This window comes from Sagittula sp. SSi028 (assembly GCF_048553715.1).
In the GTDB taxonomy this organism is placed as follows: domain Bacteria; phylum Pseudomonadota; class Alphaproteobacteria; order Rhodobacterales; family Rhodobacteraceae; genus Sagittula.
In genome coordinates this window covers 25,392-44,205 of record NZ_JBLZNC010000011.1, presented here as the reverse complement: position 1 = coordinate 44,205, position 18,814 = coordinate 25,392, and the positions used below count along the sequence as shown (strand labels likewise).

Here is an 18,814-nt window from a genome sequence, read left to right as displayed (position 1 = left end):
TTCTCCCTTGGTGACATTCATTCAATGGTTCACAGGTCCCACACTTCTGCAAGAACCCGATTTGCATCTTCTACCCTTGCGATTCTGTTTCTAGCCTCTGGTCCGGAGCGGCTGATAAGCATACCGATCAGAGATTCCACAAGAAAAACAGTGACAACGTAAGAAGAATAAAAATGCGGGCTGTCGGTGGGCACAACAAAATGTGCCGAGGCATGTTTCAATGCCGGACAGCCCAGCGAATCGGTTATTAGCACCACATAGACCCCTTGGGCACGGGCCAGTTCGGCGGCGCGCAGGGCCTGACCTGAAAACGGCGGCTTGGTCACAATCAGCAGCGCATCGCGCGGGCCAAGGTCGGCCATGGCCGACCCCATCGACGCACCCATGCGCCCTGCAAGCGTCCAGTTTTCGGTGCAGAAATTGGCCATATAGGACAGATATTCGACCACGCCCGTCGACCCGAGCGCGCCCAAAAGCAACACGCGCCGCGCATCGCCCAGCCGTTCGGTGGCTGTCTCCAGCGCGCTGCGGTCGATGGTTTCCGAAAATGCCGCCAGATTGCGTTGGCAAGCGGCCAGATGGGCGTCAAAGAACCCTGTGGCGCGGTGCTGCGGGTCGCTGTGCAAACGCTCTGCCCGTTGGGCAAACCCTGTGACCCGCTGGTCGATTTGCAGGCGCATTTCGTCGCGCAAGTCGGCGAGGTCACCGTATCCCAGCGCGCGGGCCAGCCGCGAATAGGCCGCCGGAGACACGCCGCTGTCCTGTGACACGCTGCGCAGACTCCGCGTGGCCAGATCAACGGGGTGGCTGACGAGGTAATCGGCCGCCGCCCGCAAGGCACTGCTGAGATCGCCGTAGCGTTCTGCCAATCGCATCTCGAACGACGATGTCACGCTGGCCCCCCTTTGGTTTTGTTGACTGTCCAATTTGTTTCACTCATTGTCAACCGGCGAAACATCTGTTTCAGATGCGGCCATGTCCCTGCCGATGAAGGATCGCGCATGTCTCATGTTTTTCCGCGCCATACCAAGGCGACCCTGCCTTTGGCCACCCGTGGCGAAGGTATTTATATCTATGATTCTCATGGAAAAGCCTATTTGGACGGCTCTGGCGGGGCGGCGGTTTCCTGTCTTGGCCATGGTGACGCGGATGTTGTCGCGGCCATCAAAAGCCAACTCGATTCGCTGGAGTTCGCGCACACGGGGTTCTTCACCTCAGAGCCCGCAGAACAGCTGGCCGAGGCACTGGTCGCCAACGCGCCAGAGGGGATCGACCGTGTGTATCTGGTCTCTGGCGGGTCAGAGGCCGTCGAATCCGCGCTGAAACTGGCGCGGCAATATATGCTGGAAATCGGCCAGCCGCAGCGCAGGCGGTTCATCGCGCGGCGGCAAAGCTATCATGGCAACACGCTTGGCGCCTTGGGCACGGGCGGCAACATGTGGCGGCGCGCGCCATTTGATCCGGTGATGGTCTCCGCCAGCCATATCGCGCCCTGCTACGAATATCGCGGCCGCGCCGAGGGTGAGACCGCCGAGGCCTACGGCCTGCGCGTCGCGGATGAGCTGGAGGCCGAACTGCTGCGGCTTGGGCCCGAAACGGTGATCGGCTTTCTGGCAGAGCCGGTGGTAGGCGCTACGGCGGGAGCTGTGCCTGCGGTGCCGGGCTATTTCAAAAGACTACGGGAGATTTGCGACAAATACGGTGTTTTGCTGATCCTCGACGAGGTCATGTGTGGCATGGGGCGCACCGGCACCTTCTTTGCCTGCGAACAAGACGAGGTCCGCCCTGATATCGTCACCATCGCCAAGGGGCTGGGCGCAGGCTATCAGCCGATCGGCGCAATGCTGTGCAGCGGCGCAATTTACGAGGCCATCGAACAGGGCAGCGGGTTCTTCCAGCACGGGCACACCTATCTGGGCCATCCCGTGGCCTGTGCGGCCGCCCATGCCGTGGTGCAAAAGCTGACCATTGGCGGGATGACCGCGCGGGCCGCCACCATGGGCGGCTATCTGGCGGAGGCCTTGCACGACAGGTTCGGTGCGCACCCCCATGTGGGCGACATTCGCGGGCGCGGCATGTTCCGGGGGCTGGAATTTGTGGCCGACCGTGACACCAAAACCCCGTTTGATCCGGCAAAGGGACTGGCCAAACGGCTCAAGGCGGCGGCCATGGACAACGGGCTGATTTGCTATCCGATGAATGGCACGCTGGATGGGCAATCGGGGGATCACGTCCTGCTGGCACCGCCATTCATATGCACAAAGCCGCAGATCGACGAGCTGGTGGACAAGCTGGCCATCAGTCTGGAGGCGGTCCTATGATGGCGCTTCCACAAATCATGGTCGCACCCAATGGGGCCCGTCTGGGCCGCGCGGACCACCCTGCCTTGCCGATCACACAGGCCGAGGTTGTCGATTGCGCCCGCGCCTGTTTTGCCGCCGGGGCAGGGGGGCTGCACGCGCATTTGCGCGATGACGCGGGGGCGCACCTGTTGGATGCCGCCGCCTACCGCGATCTGTTGCGTGATTTGCGGCGCGCGGTGCCCGAAATGGCGCTGCAAATCACGACGGAGGCCGCCGGCATATACGAAGCCGACCATCAGATGCAGGTCGCTTTGGACGCGGGGGCCGACATGGTGTCCGCCTCGATACGCGAGATTTTGCGCGCAGGCCCCGAGGCGGCACGGGAATTCTACGCCGCTTGCGTGGCCCAGGGCATCGCGGTGCAGCATATCCTGTATGACATCGCGGATTGCGATCTATTGGCGCAAACGCTGGGGGCGGCGGCGCTCGCGCGGCCGGAGCTTCAGCTGATCTACGTGCTGGGCCGCTACAGCACGGATGGTCTGTCCGATCCTGCCGATCTGGATGGCTTTGTGTCGTGGCTGGGGGCGCGGCAGATCACGCCGGATTGGGCGCTGTGCGCCTTCGGCCCGACAGAGACCGCCTGCCTGACCAATGCCGCGCGCCACGGTGGCAAGTGCCGCGTTGGGTTCGAGAATTCGCTCTATCTGTCTGATGGCCGCATCGCGGCAGACAATGCGGAAAAGGTTGCGGATCTCAAACAGGCGCTGGCGGCGCAGGATTAGTCCTGCGCGCGCGCTTCGGCGTCTTTGACCGCAAGCTGGGCCATCTCGACAATCGCCTCGCGCGAGCTTGCCACGGCGATAAAGCGCCCGTTGTGACAGAACTTGGCCCCTTTGACGCCGCAGGCGTCCTCTAGCGCGGCATCGGTCAGCCCCGCCCATGCCTCTGGCAGATCGGCGCGCAGATCGAAGGTGTCGCCGCCCTTGCGGATGCCGGTCAGGGTCCAGTCCTCGGCGCGGGGGTGGATGCAGTACAGCAGGTGATCGGCGCCTGTATCCTCGACCGCGCTGCGGAACGGCATGCCCATGGGCAGTTCCAGAACGCGGTTTTCACCGGCCGCTTCGATGGCGGTGACGACCATCCCGTAGGCGCGCAGTTTACCCGCACGACCGCGCACGGCGGCCTCGACCAAGCTACGGGCCACGCCAAGCCCCTCGGCAAAGGCATTGTCATCCGCATCCGGGCGCGGATCATCAAAGGCGGGTTTGAGCGTTTCCAACAGCACCGGCAGCGTCAAACCCGACAACGGCCCCGCGACCGAGGGTTCCATCGCGCCATTGTCCATCAGGTCGATGGGCAGAACCACGCCTTTGTCGATCTTGGCATGCAAAGTGTCGATATGCGCGTCAGGGACGTCCATCGCCCGCAGGTAGTCCGCGCCAAAATGTTTCCAGATCAGCCCGAACGAGCTGTAGGGCTGCTCATCCTCGCGCAGCGGGGCGGGTTTCTGGTGGTGGTCGTAGATGTTGCGATCCGCATCGTATTCGCGGCCCACGTCGTAGATGATGCGGTCCTCGGCGGGGGTGGTCCAAGCCGCGTCCCGGCTGCGCACCAGCGTTGCTTGCGGAAACAGGCGTGTCAGGATCACCGACGACAGCAGCTCGTCTGCGTGGAACCCGCCGGAATGTGTCACGAGATACTGAATGGTCATGGCCTGCCCGCTTTGCATGGTCTGTCCTTGGGGGCCTTAGACCTGCGTGGCAGTTGTCGCAAGTGTTATCCCCCATCGCAATGAACGCGGAGCTTCCCGCTGGACAAGCCGCAGGCGGGGGGCAATGCTGTGGTCATGCGGATCTGGCTGTTTGTTTTTGCGATACTGGCGGCCTGTGGGCGCCCTTTGACAGAGGCGGAGACCGCCTATCTGGGCGCGATCCATGGCGATGCGCTGGACACCTCGCGCATGCGGTTGGTGGACGGGCATTTCGCGGGTGAATTTACCTATACCCTGCCGGTGCGGCCCCGCACCACCTGTCAGGAACGGCTTTGGCCGGCGCTGCAACAGGACACAGAGGTGACAGTCGCCCCCGCCGCGACCGTTCTGTTCAACAAGGTTCTGCTGCGGCAGGACCTGTTCCGCGAGGATATGCTGGCGGGCTTTCCCGAACAGATTGACCTGTACGATGCAATGTTGCTGGCGCATGAGGCGACCCACGTCTGGCAATGGCAAAACAGGGCGCGCACCGGTTATCATCCGCTCAAGGCCCTGCGGGAGCATGTCACCACCAAAGACCCCTATCTGTTTGATCCCGACAGTGCGGGGCGCTTTCTCGACTACGGCTACGAACAGCAAGGCACCATTGTCGAGGAATACGTCTGCTGTCGTCTGCTGGACCCCGACGCGCCACGGACCGAGCGGCTGCGGGCGATGATCTCTGCCGAGATGCCGCTGGACAGGCTGGACCAGATGATCGACGGCCCGCGCGTCACGCTGCCTTGGGCAGGTGCGCAGACCGAGGGCATTTGCAGCGCGTCATACAGCGGTTAGATGCGGCGTTGTTCGCAGCGTGTCACCGGGCCAGGGGGCTGGACGATTGCCACGGGTCAACACCGCCTGCCCGCGCGCGCCGAGCCCCTTGCGCAGATCGATGCGCAGCGGCTGCCCGCCAAAATCAACAAAGCTCAAGGTGGCGGGCCTGTTTGCCTGCTCCAGCCTGTCGCGCAGGATGTTCAGGGCGATCGCCTCGCCGCTGCGCAGATCCTGCGCGTTCTCGATGGGGTGGTGATGGCCTGCAATCAGTCGGGCGAGCGACACATTCGCCGCCATATGCGTGACCTCACGGCCCAGCGTCAGCGCCGCCACCTGCGGCTGGCAGGCGGGGTCGTGGACGGTGCGCGTGGTGTCGAACACCGCTTTGGCAAGCGTGGCCAAAGCGCCGGTCACCGCCACCTGCGGGGTCAGATCGGCGGCAACGGTGGTTTGCCGTTCGACCTCCTGAAGCGGTAAGAAGAGACTGGTGTCAAAGCGTGTCTGCCCCTGCCGCAAGCGGCGGTTCAGCACGCTGACCCAGTGCAAGAGCTGCGGCGCGTGGTGCTGCAGGATTTCTGCGGCGTGACGATAGGGCGTGTCATCGTTCGGATCGCTCGCCTCGGCGCGGGCAAGCCAGGCTGTCATGCGCGCGCTGGTGACGGCAGGGCGCGACCACCGCGCGGGCTGGTTCATTTGGTGCAGGGTGGTCCGGGTGGCGCGGCTCGTGGCCTCTGTAATCATGTCGGACATCCCGTCAGCCGCCGTCAGCGGATGATCAGCGCCGATGCCGGGGTCAAACGCTGTGCCATTCTGGACTGCGGTGATCATGGCGCTTTCGAACAGGTCGTGGACCGGCACGGACAACAGCCCATCGAGCATCGCTTGCAAACACGATGGTGCAGCATCTCCCCAAAGCGTCGACATTTGCGCAGGGGAATCCCCGGTAACGCCAGCAGACAGCATCGAGGTCAGCGTTAACTGGCCCGTGCGGTTCAGCCGCCGCGCCCGACGGGTCTTTGCACCGTCATCAAGCTGCTGGGCGAGCTGATCAAACCACGGCAGCGAGCGCAACTCGCACAGAATTTCATGCAGGTTTGGTTGCGTAAGCCCGTCCAGCGGTACCACATGATGCGGGTCTGCCAGCTGGTCCACCGGCACAAGGCGCATCAGGGAAATAGCAAATATTTCAGCCAGTTCGACGGCAAGTTCCGGTCCGCTCTCGGGCGGCGTGTCAAGCTGGGGCAGGCTGCTGTAGCGCGGACCGCTGCGCTGCGGTGCCCCGCCGATGATGGCAGTGAACGGGCTGGGCGTGGGCACGGTGGTCTTGGACATGAAATCCCCCTGATCGGCTGCGGCCTTTGGCCATCTGACGTTGCGTTAGGGCCAGCTTCCGCAGTCTCCGTGATCGCAGCGTGAGCAAACCGTGAGAGCGCTGTGAATTTGCAGGGCCGGAACGATGAAAATCAGGGTGAACCATGCTCATGGGGCGTTAATTTTTCGGTAATGATGCTGCGGTTTCAGAGGTTTGCTTGACGTAACGGCGCGAACCGCCTTTTGTTGACCTATTTTGTGACAAGGGGGAATTTTGATGACGATTTACCCGCATTTGAGCTGGAGCGCGCCTCGGGAGGCCGTCTTTCGCGATTCTTATCTGGATTGGCACGCGCTTTTGACCGGGCGGCTGGACGCTTTGGATCCGGTGACACCGACAAAAGGCACGGCGTTCGAGCCGGTCTTTGTCAGGTTGGTGGGCGAGGACAGGGCGGCCGCGCGCAAGGCATTGGGCTCCTTGCTTGTCACCGATCCGGCATTGCTGATCGACGAACACGAACGCGCCATACTTGAAGACACAGCCTCTGCCGACATAGAGGAATTTGCCCTCTATCGCAGGGTGGGCACGCAGGATGCGCGCCATGACGCGGTGTTCGAGGTGATCGATACCGGTGTGCCGCTTTTGCTGGCGGACGAGGACACCCCCGCCGTCGGGATCAGCCACCTGCAAGCGGCGGATGCGCCATGGGCCGCAGGACAGCCCATCGTGGCGGTGATCGACGATGGCATAGGCTTTCTGAACAAACGGTTTCGGCGCGGCAGCCAAAGCCGCTTTCACGCGGTCTGGCTGCAGGCGCTTGAAACACGTGCCGCCGATGGCGGTATCCTGTCGGGCATGGTGCTGGATCAGTCCCAGATCAGCGACATGTTCAGCCGTGACGAAGCGGCGGCCTACACCACGTTGGACGAGGTTCTCAAAGGGCCACCGGGACGGTTCGCCCGCGCCCATGGCACGCAGGTGCTGGATCTGGCGGCGGGGGCCGACAGCGACAGCGGGGATCCCGTGGCCGACTGGCCCTTGCTCGCCGTCAGCCTGCCGCCACAGATGGTCGATGATACCTCTGGCACGGGCATGGAAAGCTATATGCTGCAAGGGCTGCGCTGGGTGTTGCAACAGGCCCGACAGATCGACGCCACCGCACCTGTGATTGTGAACCTGTCCTTGGGTGTCTCGGCAGGGCCAAAAGACGGCTCAGGGTTTCTGGCCTGTCAAATGGCGCGCGAGGCGGAGCGCTGGGAGCAGCGGACCGGACAGCCGGTGCGGCTGGTCTGGTCCTTTGGCAACGGGTTTCGCGCCGATCTGGCCGCGCGGGTGCCGTCTGATATGCCATCCGCCGCAGTGGACATGCGGGTTTTGCCGGACGACCGGACCGCTTCCTATCTGGAAATTCGCCCATCAGGCGCGCTGTCGCTGCGGATCACCCCGCCCGAGGGGCCCGCGTCGGACTGGGTCACGCTGGACGAGGGCACAGTACAATCGCTGGAGGATGCGCAGGGCCGTGCGGTGGCGCGGCTGTACCATCAGCCCGCCCGAAGCCGTGGCGAAGGGGTAACAGAGCCCGCCCATTACGTGCTGGCGCTCGCCCCGACCACGGCGCGCAAAGCCGCCGAGCCGGTCGCCCCCGCAGGGCAATGGCGGCTGGAGCTGAGCGGGGATGGCGCGCGCGGCGCGGATATTGTCATTCAACGTGATGACAGTCTGCCGGGCAGCACGAAACGGGGCCGCCAAGCCTATTTCGACCATTCCGCGTCCTACAGCTGGGATACCGCGACCTCGGATTATACTTCGCCCAAGCCGCCAAGCCCTGTGCAGCGCGCGGGCGGGTGCAACAGCCTGTGCAGCGCAGCCTCGCGCCAGACCTTCGCGGTGGGGGCGGCGATGCACGTGGGGCGCACGGGTGCCAAGGATCCCGCCAATTATTTGCCAGCGGTCTACACGGCCCAAGGGGCGCCGTGGGGCATGGCGGGGCCTACGGTGTCCGCTGTGGTCGAGGACGGAATGGCGGGCCTCGGGTTACCTGCGACCGCGCTGTTGTCGGGCAGTGTCTCGCGCATCCGTGGGACCAGTGCTGCGGCAGGCGTGATCACCCGTGCGCTGGCTCTGTCGGCGGATCGGCTGCGCGTGAATGCCCGAAATCCGCAAAGCACCCATCTGCAGGATTTCGAACCCGACGCTCTGGATCTGTTCGAAGTGCCTGACTGTCACGCGGATCGTCTGGGCGGCTATGTGGTGGCCCCGCTGCCCGCGCGTGTGCCAAGCGAGACCGTGGCGGTGTGAAACGAAACAGGGTGCCCTTTTGATGGGGCACCCTGTTCCACGGGTTACTGCCTTTGGGGACAAAGGCGCACTGGCACGCAAGTTACGGTTTACTGGCACTGGTCAATCGGGTCACCACTCGGCTTTGGCCTCGGCCCACAGGTCGCGCAGCCATGCGGGCACCAAGGTGCCGTCGAGCGGCGCGGTGCCGGTGGTCACATATCCTTCGCCCTCAAAGGCGGCAGACAGGGCGGCAAGGGTAAAGTCGCCGGGGTAGCTTTCGCCGTGGTACAGACGCGTCGGCGTCTCTGAAGCACCGTCGAGCAGACGGATCAGCCCTTCGGCCAATGTCACACCCAGCACAGCGCCTGCCATGCTGTCGGTGGGGAAATGCACCCCCGCAATCGTGCGGTTCATGGCGATGCGTTCGGCATGGCGGTACAGCGGGTTGCCGTCCGCGATCTCCTTGGCCGGATCAAAGGGGCGGTCAAAGAAAAGCCGCGTCAGCAAGGTGGCCGATGCAAACGCCTCTGTCGCGTGGCCCGAGGGCCATGCGCCATGCGGCGGGGTCTGGATGACGGGCTGCACCTTGGACGACATGGCAATGGGGCGGGCCACGTCAAAACCATGTTTAAGCGGCATCTCCAACAGATTGCACAGACGATAGATCGCCTGATTAAGACACAGGGTCCATTTTGTAGCCTCCGGTGCCATATAGCCCACAAGCGCAAAGAACGACTGGATGTCGCCCGTCTGCATGATGATCTCGTTCAGCCGGTCGCTGCGCAGGTCCGAATAGGTGCGCAGCCACGGCAGCTGTTTTTCCTTCAAAAAGGTGGTGGTGGGCTTTTTAAGGGTGACGATGGTCTGCCCGGCCAGTCCGATATGGCCTTCGGTGTTGGCAGAGGTGCTATGGCTCAGCGACACAGACGACAGGCTGGACAGCGTCTGATCGATCACGGCGCGCCGTTGATCGGTCCCCATGACCTTGAGCGCGGCCCAGCCCGAACGGTTTTGTCCCAGCGGGTCACGGTCGGCGCTGCCATCCCAATGGCCCACAGTGCCCATGCGCGCAGCCCCCAGTGCCGAGCCTGTAAACCCGGTGTCAGGCCCGCCCTGATGGCTTTCCGTTGACTGGTGGCTTTGGTGGGACTGGTGGCTTTGATGCGATTGATGTGATTGATGCGACTGGTGAGATTGGTGCGACTGATGGCTCTGGTGGGACTGGTGACTTTGATGGGACTGATGACTGTCCAAACTGTACAATGGCATTTCAAAGGTCCTTTCTAAAATTAAGGCTATCTTGGGCCGCGACGCAAAATGCGTCAAAAGCTGTTCGCGGCGCTGTTTTCTTTTTACGCTATTTTAACGCCGGTTGTCGGAACAACCTGCGGATGCTACGTTTCCAGCGCTTGCGGAGGGTAGTATGGCTGGCTACAGGCAGGATCTGTTCCGAATTGACGTGTTGGGACCGCTTCGGTTGACCTCGGCCGATGGCGTGGATTGCACGCCGAAAGGGGCCAAGAACCAGGCGTTGATCGCGATGCTGGCGCTCAGCCCCGGCATGGAACGCCAGCGCCGCTGGCTGGAGGACAAGCTGTGGTCCACCTTCGGCCCTGAACAGGCCAGCGCGAACCTGCGTCAGGCCCTGTCCAAGCTACGCACCGCCCTTGGCGACGATGCGGACCTATTGCAGGCCAGCCGCGCGCGTGTCGGTCTGGATCGTGCGCGCATCCGCGTTGATCTGCACGAAGAGGTGGTGCCAGCCGACGACCGGACCGAATTGCTCGAAGGGATGGACGTCCGCGACGCCGAGTTCGAGGACTGGCTGCGTCAGGAACGGGCGCAACTGGACGCGATGGTGGCGCGGGCCGCACCGAAACCCGTGCGGGGCATCCTGATCACCTGCCGCACCGAGGACACAGCCCCCGGCCGCGACCGGATGAGCGTTGATGTCCTGTCGAACCAGATTGGCGAGAATATCGCAGAACATGTGCGGGCGTGGCGTCAGGTCGATCCCGATGACATCGGCGCGCCGGATGCGCCCATGTCGGACGTTGTGATCCACAGCCAGCTCACCGAGGACGGCAACGGCCATATGCTGTTTCTCAAGGCGGTGCATCAGCCGAGCGCCCGCATTCTCTATTCCAAACTGCAGCGTATCGATCAGCTTGAATCCATCCTGAACTTTGAAACCGACATCGCCCGCACGGTGTTCGAAGCGGCGGACCAGATTGTCGGCAAACTGCCGCATGTTCTGGACAAGGACCGCCCCGAGACCCGCGCCACAGCCCTGTCCCGCCTTGGCCTGTACCGGATGTTCAGCTTCGATCAGGACGCCCTGCGCGAGGCCTACGGCCTGATGGATCAGGCGTTCCGCCATGATGAAAACGGGCTGTATCTGGCGTGGAGCAGCCTGATCCGGCTGACGCAGATGATGGAGATGGCAGAGGCCGACAAGGCCGCCCTGCAAGAGGAGGCAGTCGCGCTGTATTATCGCGCGATGGAGCTGGATGCCGACAACGGGCTGGTGCAGGCAATTGTGTCCAAGGTCCGCAGCACCGCCTTTGGCGACACCGCCGGGGTGATGGATCTGGCCCGCACAGCGGTGGAGCGTAACCCCTCGGGGGCCTTTGCGCTCAAGGCGCTGTCAGAGGCCTATCTGGGCGCGGGCGATCTGGAAAAGGCGTTCGAGACCTCGGCAAAGGCTGTGTCGGTGGCGCGGTCCTCGCCGTTCAAACACTGGTGGGACACGGGGCATTGTTACGTGGCGCTGGCCTGTAACCGCAATGACGAGGCGATTGTTGCAGCCGAGGCCGCAACCCGCGCCGCCCCCTTGTCGCGCCCGGCGCAGCGGTCGCTGCTGGCGCTTTACGCGGCGCAGGGCGAGACCGAAAAGGCGCGCAAAGTGGCCAGCAAAATGGCCAAGATCGAGCCGGGTTTCAGCGTCGACAAGATGGTCAACGACCCCGAATATCCGGTCAGAACTTTACGCAATAAGGGCCTTCTGACACCCCTGCGGGCGCTGCTGTAGGCGCGGCATGTGTCGCGGTTGTAAGGCCTAACCCACTGTAAACCATAGTGTTGAATTCCGCCGGAACTCCGGCTGGTTTGCGCATTCCCGCCATAATTGTCGCGTCATTGGCGCCGCGGTACTGTGCGCACCCTCGACCGGCTCTTTTCCCCTGTAAGAGCCTTCCATGGGCTGTCCTTTGCCGCGCGCAGCGTATGAGGAATGGCACATGGCAACCTATTCGGTCACCACCGCGAACTGGAACGATGCGGGCTTTTGGTCCGGCATTTCGGCCACGCCGGGGGATAAGCTGGATTTCAGTGCCTTGGGGGATGCCTTTTCCGTCCGCTTCGACGCGGATACGGGCTATTTCCTGATCAGCGACGGCACCGCCAGCTATATCGTGGGGCAGGCCGACCGCAGCGGGGGAAATGCGCGTTTTGCCTCTGGCCGGTTGAGCGATTTCACCTTTGTCACCGCGCCCGATGGTGGCAGTGCAATGCAGAGCGGCGGGCGCGACGATACACTGTGGGGCGGGGACGGCTCCGATACGCTGATGGGCGGACGCGGTGACGATTCCATGGTCGGTGGCGCAGGGTCGGATGTGTTCGCCGTGGGTGAAGGGAATGACACGGTCGTGGGCGGGGACGACACCGCGACGGATTATTTGTCCTTTGTGGCGGATGGTGATGGCGTTTCGGTGACCTTCATTGACGAGGGAGAGGGCAGCTTTTCCGATGTCGACAGCGCGGGCAGTTTTGATGGCATCGAAGGGGTTGTTCTCAATGACAACGACGACAGCGTCGATGCCGGGGCGACAACCCAAGGGGTCGAACTCTATGGGGCCGGCGGCTCAGACACGCTGACCGGCGGGTCGGGTGACGACTATATCTCCGGCGGAGAGGGCGACGATTCCCTGACGGGCAATGCAGGCAACGACCAGATCAACGGCGGCGAGGGGCGCGATACCCTGTCGGGCGGCGACGGGTCCGACACCCTAGAGGGCGGGGCAGGCCGTGATAGTATCACCGCAGGCAGCGGCGACGATGTGGTCTTGGGCGGTGGCGGCGCTGATACGATCCTTGGCGGCACGGGCAATGATACGATCCACGGCGACAACGGGGATATCGGAACCGTGGCGGGCACGCTGTCGTCCTTTGATTGTTCCACGATATCCGAGACCGGCGGAACCGGCGACGGCATCATCGGGACTTATGCGGTTTATGACAATGTGGGCGTCACGGATATGGGCGTCACGGTGCAGATCCGCCTGACAATTGTCGACGCTGACGACCCCAATATGGATGTGTCTTTCGGCAACAACAGCGTCTGGATCAACGATAGCGGGATGAGCGCCTCTGGCACCTGCCTGAAGCTGCGGTTCGAGGCGTTTGATCAGGCCACCGGCGCACCGATCCTGATCTCTGGCGCGCTGACCTTTACCGATGTCGACACCACGTCCGAGACGGTCAGCGTCGATGCGTCGGATGTGACGGGGGTCTCGGTCTCCTCGACACCAGCGAGTCATCTGACCGTAAGCAGCACTGGCGAGATGATGACGGTGCAGTCGGACAATACCTCCTCCACCCCGGCGGACGAGGATCATTGGGCGCAGTTCCACTATGCGGACCAGCACAATCTGACCTTTGGTGTGACCGCGCGCGGGGCGGGGACGAATTACACCTTCTCCATGCAGGAATTCACCAATACGCCTGTCACAACCGCCCCTTCTGCCGATCCGCAATCGGATTCCATTGATGCGGGCGCGGGGGACGATCTGGTTTATGGCGGTGCAGGGGCGGACACCATTGATGGCGGCGCGGGCTCTGACACGTTGCAGGGCAACGGCGGCAATGATCTGCTGCGCGGCGGGGATGATGCGGATATCTTCGTGGTCTCTGACGCGTTCCACAACGATACGATTGTCGGGGGCGAAGGCGCAGGCACCACGTCCGACACGGACCGGCTGGACTTTGAAAACCTGAGCCATGGCGTCGATGTTACGCTGTCCGCAGACGAGGCAGGCAGCGCCAGTGACGGCGCAGATTCGGTCAACTTCTCCGAGATCGAAGCCTTCACGCTCACCACACAGGCCGACACCTTCGACGCATCTACGACCGGTGCGGGTGTGTTTGTGAATGCCTCAGGCGGCGATGACAGTGTGATCGGGTCCGGCGGCGATGACGAATTGCACGGCGGGTCAGGCGCGGACACGCTGCGCGGAGACGCGGGCGCAGACACGATCCACGGTGACGGTGGCGAAGACAGCGTCCATGGCAACGAAGGGGATGACAGTCTTGACGGTGGCGCAGGGAATGACTCCCTTTACGGGGATGCGGGCAACGACTGGGTCAGCGGCGGTGCCGGGGACGATACTGTCGAAGGCAACGAAGGCGATGACACGCTGCTTGGCGGAGAGGGCAACGACTGGTTGCGGGGCTCTTTTGGCAACGACGCGCTGCACGGCGGCGCGGGTGACGACTACCTTTGGGGGGGCTGGGGCGACGATACCTTTGTCATAGAAAACGGCTTCGGCAATGACACGGTGGACGCCGAGGGGGTGGATGAAACCACCGGCGATGTGCTGGACCTGTCCGCCGTGACGGATGATCTGACGATCAATCTGACCGCCGCCGATGGGGAAAGCGGCACCGTCAGCGATGGCACAGGCACCCTGTCCTTTGTCGAGATCGAGCGGATCGTGCTGGGCGGCGGTCGGGATACGATCATTCTGGCTGACGGGTCGGGCGTGGACCGGATCGAAGGGTTCGACCTGACCAACAGCGGCGATGGTTCGGCAAACGATCAACTCGATGTGTCCGGGCTGACCTCTGACGGGACAACACCCGTGACTGCGGGGGATGTGACCGTGACGGATGACGGCTCCGGCAATGCGGTTTTGTCCTTTCCAGGGGGGGAGCAGATCACGTTGATCGGGGTGGCGCCAGCGTCGCTGTCCACGTTGGATGATCTGTATGCCATAGGACTGCCAGCCACGCGCGACCACATCGTCGAGGGCACGGCAGGCGCGGATGTGATCGACGGCAGCTATGTCGGCGACCCTGACGGTGACCGTGTGGACGCGGGCGACAGCACTGCGGGCACCGATGATGACAGCATCGATGCGGGCGCTGGGGATGACGTAATCTCAGCCGGGGCAGGCAATGACACGGTCCGCGCGGACGAGGGGGACGATACCGTTTATGGCGGTGCGGGCGATGATGTGCTGTACGGGTATGAGGGGTCTGACAGCATCTATGGCGGGGATGGTGACGATCTGATCAACACGCGCACCTCTGTCGGGACGGCGCGACCGGATACACCCTACCCAAGCCTTTACTCCGCCGACACGGATCCGGGAAACGATCGGGACACGGCGATCGGTGGGGCTGGAAACGATACGATCCTGACAGGCGATGACGCCGATTATGTCGAGGGTGGCACGGGCAACGACTCTATTGAGGCGGGCATTGATGACGACACCGTTTTCGGGGGATCGGGCGCGGATACCATCCTTGCGGATGAGGGCAATGACAGCGTTGATGGGGGCACCGGTGACGACCTGATTTACGGTGATGGCACAGACACGGTCACAGGCCCGCTCAACGTGGCCGACGACACAGACCCCGCGCCGACCAACAGCCGCGACACCCTGTCGGGCGGTGACGGATCGGACAGCATCTACGGTATGGACGATGCGGACACGCTTTATGGTGATGCGGGCGACGATCTGGTCGACGGCGGCATCGATGATGACGTGGTGTATGGCGGCACAGGCCGCGATACGGTTCTGGGCGGAGACGGCTCTGACACGCTGTATGGCGGTCTTGGGGATGACAGGATTGACGGCGGTGCGGATGCGGACCGCATCGTCCTAGAAGACGGCTTTGGCGCGGACACGGTCAGCGGGGGCGAGACCGTCACCTATGGCACTGACGACGATACGCTGGATGCAGGCGGGCTGAGCGCGCCGGTGTCAGTCACCTACACCGGATCAGAGGCGGGGATGCTGCGATCCGGGACCAATACGGCGGAATTCGATGGGATCGAAGGTCTTACCCTGACCTCCGGCGATGACACTGTGGCAGGTGCGGGCGATAGCGCGGGGATCGACATTAACGCGGGCGCCGGGGCGGACCGTGTCACCGGCGGAGCAGGGGACGATTCCGTTTCGGGCGATGCTGGTGATGATACGCTCACCGGCGGCGCGGGCAGCGATACGCTGCGCGGCGGTGACGGCGCAGACCGACTGCGCGGCGGTGATGGCGGTGATCTTCTGGACGGTGGGTCCGGTGATGACAACATTCAGGCGGGGTCGGGCGATACGGTCCTTGGCGGCGCGGGCGACGATGTGTTCAACACCGGCCCGTCGCATATCACCGGCACGGATTTCAGCATCATCGGTGGTGAAACCGGCGAGACGTCGGGCGATACGCTGAATGTCACGGGGCCTGCAACGATCACCATGACCGGCGCAGAGTCGGGCACTGTGACTTGGTCGGACGGCACAACCCTGACCTTTTCGGAGATCGAGACGGTTAATTACGTTCCGTGTTTTACGCCCGGCACGCGGGTCAAGACGGATCAGGGCGAAATAGACGTGGCTGAGATTGCGGTCGGGGACCGTATTCTGACGCGGGACAATGGCTATCAGCCGGTACGCTGGCGGGGGACCAAGGCGCTTGGCCATCGCGAGCTGTGCCGCGATCCCAGCCTGCAGCCGGTCCTGATCCGCGCCCATGCCTTTGGTCCGGGACGCCCCGAACGCGACATGCTGGTGTCACCGCAGCACCGTTTGTCCTTTACCGGGGCGCAGGTGCAAATGTTGACCGGCGAGGAAGAGGTGCTTGCTGCCGCATGTCACGCATTGGATCATGCTGCGGTTCAACTGTCGCGGCCTGCGCAGGGGGTTGAATATATCCACTTCATGTTCGACCACCACGAGCTGGTGATGTCGGATGGGGTGTGGACCGAAAGCTTTCAGCCCGGCGTCATGTCTTTGGCCGGGTTGGATCAGCGCCAGCGGGTAGAACTGTTGCACCTTTTCCCTGAACTGGCACAAGGCGATTGGGAAACGGCTTATGCCAGCGCCCGTCCTGCCTTGCGGCAGTATCAGGCGCGGCTTTTGATGGCGGGCTGATCAGCCAAGCGAGGCCAGCAGCGACGGTGACGGGGAGCCGGTGACGGCCAGCCCTTTCGCACGCTGGTAGGCCGCGATGGCGGCCTCGGTCTTTTTGCCCAGCACGCCGTCGGGGGTGCCCGCGTCAAAACCGGCGCGCGTCAGTCGCGATTGCAGCGCCTTGCGATCCGCCAAGGTCAGCCCGTAGCGGTCAGAACCGAAGCTGCCGACCAATGGCCCGCCACCTGCCAGACGAGACGCCAGATAGCCGACGCCAAGGCCGTAGTTTTCCGACGGGTTGTAGCGCAACAGGATGTCAAAGTTCCGGAAAACCATAAAGGCCGGGCGTCCGATACCCATAGGGGCGAGGATGGCCGCGCTGCCGCCATTGGGCAGGCTCCCACGGGCCGCGCGGACACCCTGCGCCTGCCAATCGGCAGCGCTGCGCTTGCTGCCCCGCCCGACACCGGCAGAAAAACCGTTGGGCAGGATCACCTCCGCGCCCCAAGGCTGTCCGTTTTGCCAGCCGGACCGTTTGAGGAAATTCGCAGTGGTGGCAAAAGCATCGATTGGGTTGTCGCCCCATACATCGCGACGGCCGTTCCCGTCGAAATCTACGGCAAAGCGCTGAAATGCATTGGGCATCAACTGCGTGTGGCCAGAAGCACCGGCCCAACTGCCGCGCAATTCGTCTGGGCGGGCGTCCCCGGCTTGCAAGATGCGCAGGGCGTCGATCAGGTTTGATTCAAAAAACGCGCCGCGCCGTCCTTCCCACGCCAAAGTGGCCGTGGCCGAGATGACGGGGATCTCGCCGCGCCGCGTGCCGAAATAGCTCTCAACGCCCCAGATTGCGGCGATGATATCCGCGTCGACGCCGTAGCGGGCCGCGACCTGATCCAGTCCATTACGATGTTGCGCAGCAGCGCGGCGGCCAACGGCGACCTTTTCCTCTGGAGCAACCAGCGCTAGGTAGTCTTCCAGCGACCGTTTGAATTCGGTCTGGTTGCGGTCACGGTCCACCACGCCGGGCAGATAGCCCTGTCCGCGGAAGGCCGTGTTCAACGTGGCCTCGGAAATCCCCCGCGATCTGGCGCGCCCTTTGAAAGCTGCGAGCCAGCTGTCGAACGATGCGTTCGGCGTGGGGCGGAATTCTGGTCCAAGGGATGTTGTGGTGGGGCGCTGTGTCCCCGATCCCGCGCAGGCGGTCAGGGACAGTGCAGCGGCACCCGCAAGGAACGTTCGACGGTGGACGGTCATGATGTCTCTGCCAGTGGGAAACAGAGCAAGCTATCCCACGGATTTTCCGCCGAGAAAACCGTGGCGCGTTGCAATAGGCGTTAACCCGCCGCCATCGCAGGCGTTAGTCCAAACACAGTCGGTGCGAAGAAAAACACGGCGCCGATGCACAGAGCGCCTGCGGCCCCCCAGAACCAATAACGGTTCCGAAGCGGGGTCTTTCGAAAGCAATAGGGGCAGGTCGAGGTTCCAAAAGCAAGTTCGTAGTTACACTTGCAGCGCATTAGGCGTAGCTTGCGATCAGCCATATTTCCGTCCTTCTCCATGACCGAAATACGGCCACACTTTTGTTTCACTCGTAAACCTGCTCTCCAACACGGGACAGCTTTGATACAAAACCGGGTTCGTCAGCGCCTCGATGCGTCAGAAGTAACGGTCCTCAAAGAAAAGTTAATGGGGAAATGCCGGCCCGTTGTGCCAGCATCATCTCGTACGTTCAATAGAGCGGTGCACAGGAAACGGCATAAAATAAAATGTTCCGTTGCGTTTGGCGCACCGAGCCTCGCGAACCGTGCCTCTCGGATCGAAGCGGAACGTGAATAAAGGCGGCCCATAGGACCGCCCTTTTTCGTCTTAATATCCAGCGTATCAAATGTGGGCGTGACGTCCGCCGCGCGGGCCTGCCACCAGCCATGCGATAAAGCCCAGAACCGGCAGGATCAGGATGGCGAGGGTCCAGACGATTTTGGCAAGGGTGGAGGCACCCGAGGTCAGCGTCTGATAAATTGCGTAGATGTCAGCGATCAGGATCAGCAGACCCAAAAGACCATATTCCATTGTTTCAACTCCTGTCTGTGTCTCTGGCTGGAAAACGACGATAGGTGGATTTTTGTTCCCGAGATCGTGAGAACGGGTGTACGCAGGGTGCGGCGGTACATGCGCTCGCCTCATGATCTTATCCAGAATTATGAATTATCTTTCTGTGAGCGCAGGCGGTATGGATGCGCCCTCAAGAAAGGTGCCC

The 18,814-nt window shown here is 62.8% G+C and carries 12 protein-coding genes; 6 read left to right on the top strand and 6 right to left on the bottom strand.

Annotation, left to right across the window (positions count from 1 at the left end; all coding sequences use genetic code 11):
• Window positions 1-29 precede the first annotated feature (29 nt).
• Window positions 30-893, bottom strand: coding sequence for a MurR/RpiR family transcriptional regulator (locus ACN5AZ_RS16900; RefSeq protein WP_419430081.1), 864 nt, complete (start codon window positions 891-893; stop codon window positions 30-32).
• A gap of 108 nt (window positions 894-1,001) precedes the next feature.
• On the opposite strand from ACN5AZ_RS16900, the gene ACN5AZ_RS16895 reads away from it, so the two are divergent.
• Both ACN5AZ_RS16895 and ACN5AZ_RS16890 read left to right on the top strand, forming a co-directional pair.
• On the top strand, window positions 1,002-2,321 hold the full coding sequence (locus tag ACN5AZ_RS16895) for an aspartate aminotransferase family protein (RefSeq protein ID WP_419430080.1): 1,320 nt from the start codon (window positions 1,002-1,004) through the stop codon (window positions 2,319-2,321).
• The gene (locus ACN5AZ_RS16890; RefSeq protein ID WP_419430079.1) at window positions 2,318-3,088 is read left to right on the top strand and encodes a 3-keto-5-aminohexanoate cleavage protein; all 771 of its coding nucleotides are present in this window, start codon (window positions 2,318-2,320) and stop codon (window positions 3,086-3,088) included. The genes ACN5AZ_RS16895 and ACN5AZ_RS16890 overlap by 4 nt, the downstream gene beginning before the upstream one ends.
• On the opposite strand, the gene ACN5AZ_RS16885 is transcribed toward ACN5AZ_RS16890, so the two are convergent.
• Window positions 3,085-4,017 carry an MYG1 family protein gene (locus tag ACN5AZ_RS16885; protein ID WP_419430100.1) on the bottom strand — a complete coding sequence of 311 codons (933 nt, stop codon included), beginning with the start codon at window positions 4,015-4,017 and terminating at the stop codon, window positions 3,085-3,087. The two genes, ACN5AZ_RS16890 and ACN5AZ_RS16885, sit on opposite strands and share 4 nt — an antisense overlap.
• Window positions 4,018-4,152: 135 nt before the next feature.
• Between ACN5AZ_RS16885 and ACN5AZ_RS16880 the strand changes: the two genes are divergently transcribed.
• Window positions 4,153-4,851, top strand: a complete 699-nt coding sequence (locus ACN5AZ_RS16880) for a hypothetical protein (RefSeq protein ID WP_419430078.1) — start codon at window positions 4,153-4,155, stop codon at window positions 4,849-4,851.
• Here ACN5AZ_RS16880 and ACN5AZ_RS16875 read toward each other — a convergent pair.
• Window positions 4,837-6,165 carry a hypothetical protein gene (locus ACN5AZ_RS16875; protein WP_419430077.1) on the bottom strand — a complete coding sequence of 443 codons (1,329 nt, stop codon included), beginning with the start codon at window positions 6,163-6,165 and terminating at the stop codon, window positions 4,837-4,839. The two genes, ACN5AZ_RS16880 and ACN5AZ_RS16875, sit on opposite strands and share 15 nt — an antisense overlap.
• Before the next feature lie 256 nt (window positions 6,166-6,421).
• On the opposite strand from ACN5AZ_RS16875, the gene ACN5AZ_RS16870 reads away from it, so the two are divergent.
• Window positions 6,422-8,443 (top strand): hypothetical protein, encoded by a 2,022-nt coding sequence (locus ACN5AZ_RS16870; RefSeq protein ID WP_419430076.1) that lies wholly within the window; start codon window positions 6,422-6,424, stop codon window positions 8,441-8,443.
• 111 nt (window positions 8,444-8,554) lie between these two features.
• Here the strand turns inward: ACN5AZ_RS16870 and ACN5AZ_RS16865 are convergent, their stop codons facing one another.
• Window positions 8,555-9,490, bottom strand: coding sequence for a phosphatase PAP2 family protein (locus ACN5AZ_RS16865; protein ID WP_419430075.1), 936 nt, complete (start codon window positions 9,488-9,490; stop codon window positions 8,555-8,557).
• A gap of 358 nt (window positions 9,491-9,848) precedes the next feature.
• On the opposite strand from ACN5AZ_RS16865, the gene ACN5AZ_RS16860 reads away from it, so the two are divergent.
• Together ACN5AZ_RS16860 and ACN5AZ_RS16855 are read left to right on the top strand one after the other, a co-directional pair.
• Entirely contained in the window at window positions 9,849-11,456 is a 1,608-nt protein-coding gene (locus ACN5AZ_RS16860; protein ID WP_419430074.1) for a transcriptional regulator, read from the top strand.
• A 208-nt stretch (window positions 11,457-11,664) separates the two neighbouring features.
• Window positions 11,665-16,575, top strand: a complete 4,911-nt coding sequence (locus ACN5AZ_RS16855; RefSeq protein WP_419430073.1) for a Hint domain-containing protein — start codon at window positions 11,665-11,667, stop codon at window positions 16,573-16,575.
• Here the strand turns inward: ACN5AZ_RS16855 and ACN5AZ_RS16850 are convergent, their stop codons facing one another.
• Together ACN5AZ_RS16850 and ACN5AZ_RS16845 are read right to left on the bottom strand one after the other, a co-directional pair.
• The gene (locus ACN5AZ_RS16850) at window positions 16,576-17,811 is read right to left on the bottom strand and encodes a lytic murein transglycosylase (protein WP_419430072.1); all 1,236 of its coding nucleotides are present in this window, start codon (window positions 17,809-17,811) and stop codon (window positions 16,576-16,578) included. It lies immediately after the preceding gene.
• Window positions 17,812-18,438: 627 nt separating this feature from the next.
• The gene (locus ACN5AZ_RS16845) at window positions 18,439-18,627 is read right to left on the bottom strand and encodes a PLD nuclease N-terminal domain-containing protein (protein WP_419430071.1); all 189 of its coding nucleotides are present in this window, start codon (window positions 18,625-18,627) and stop codon (window positions 18,439-18,441) included.
• Window positions 18,628-18,814 lie beyond the last annotated feature (187 nt).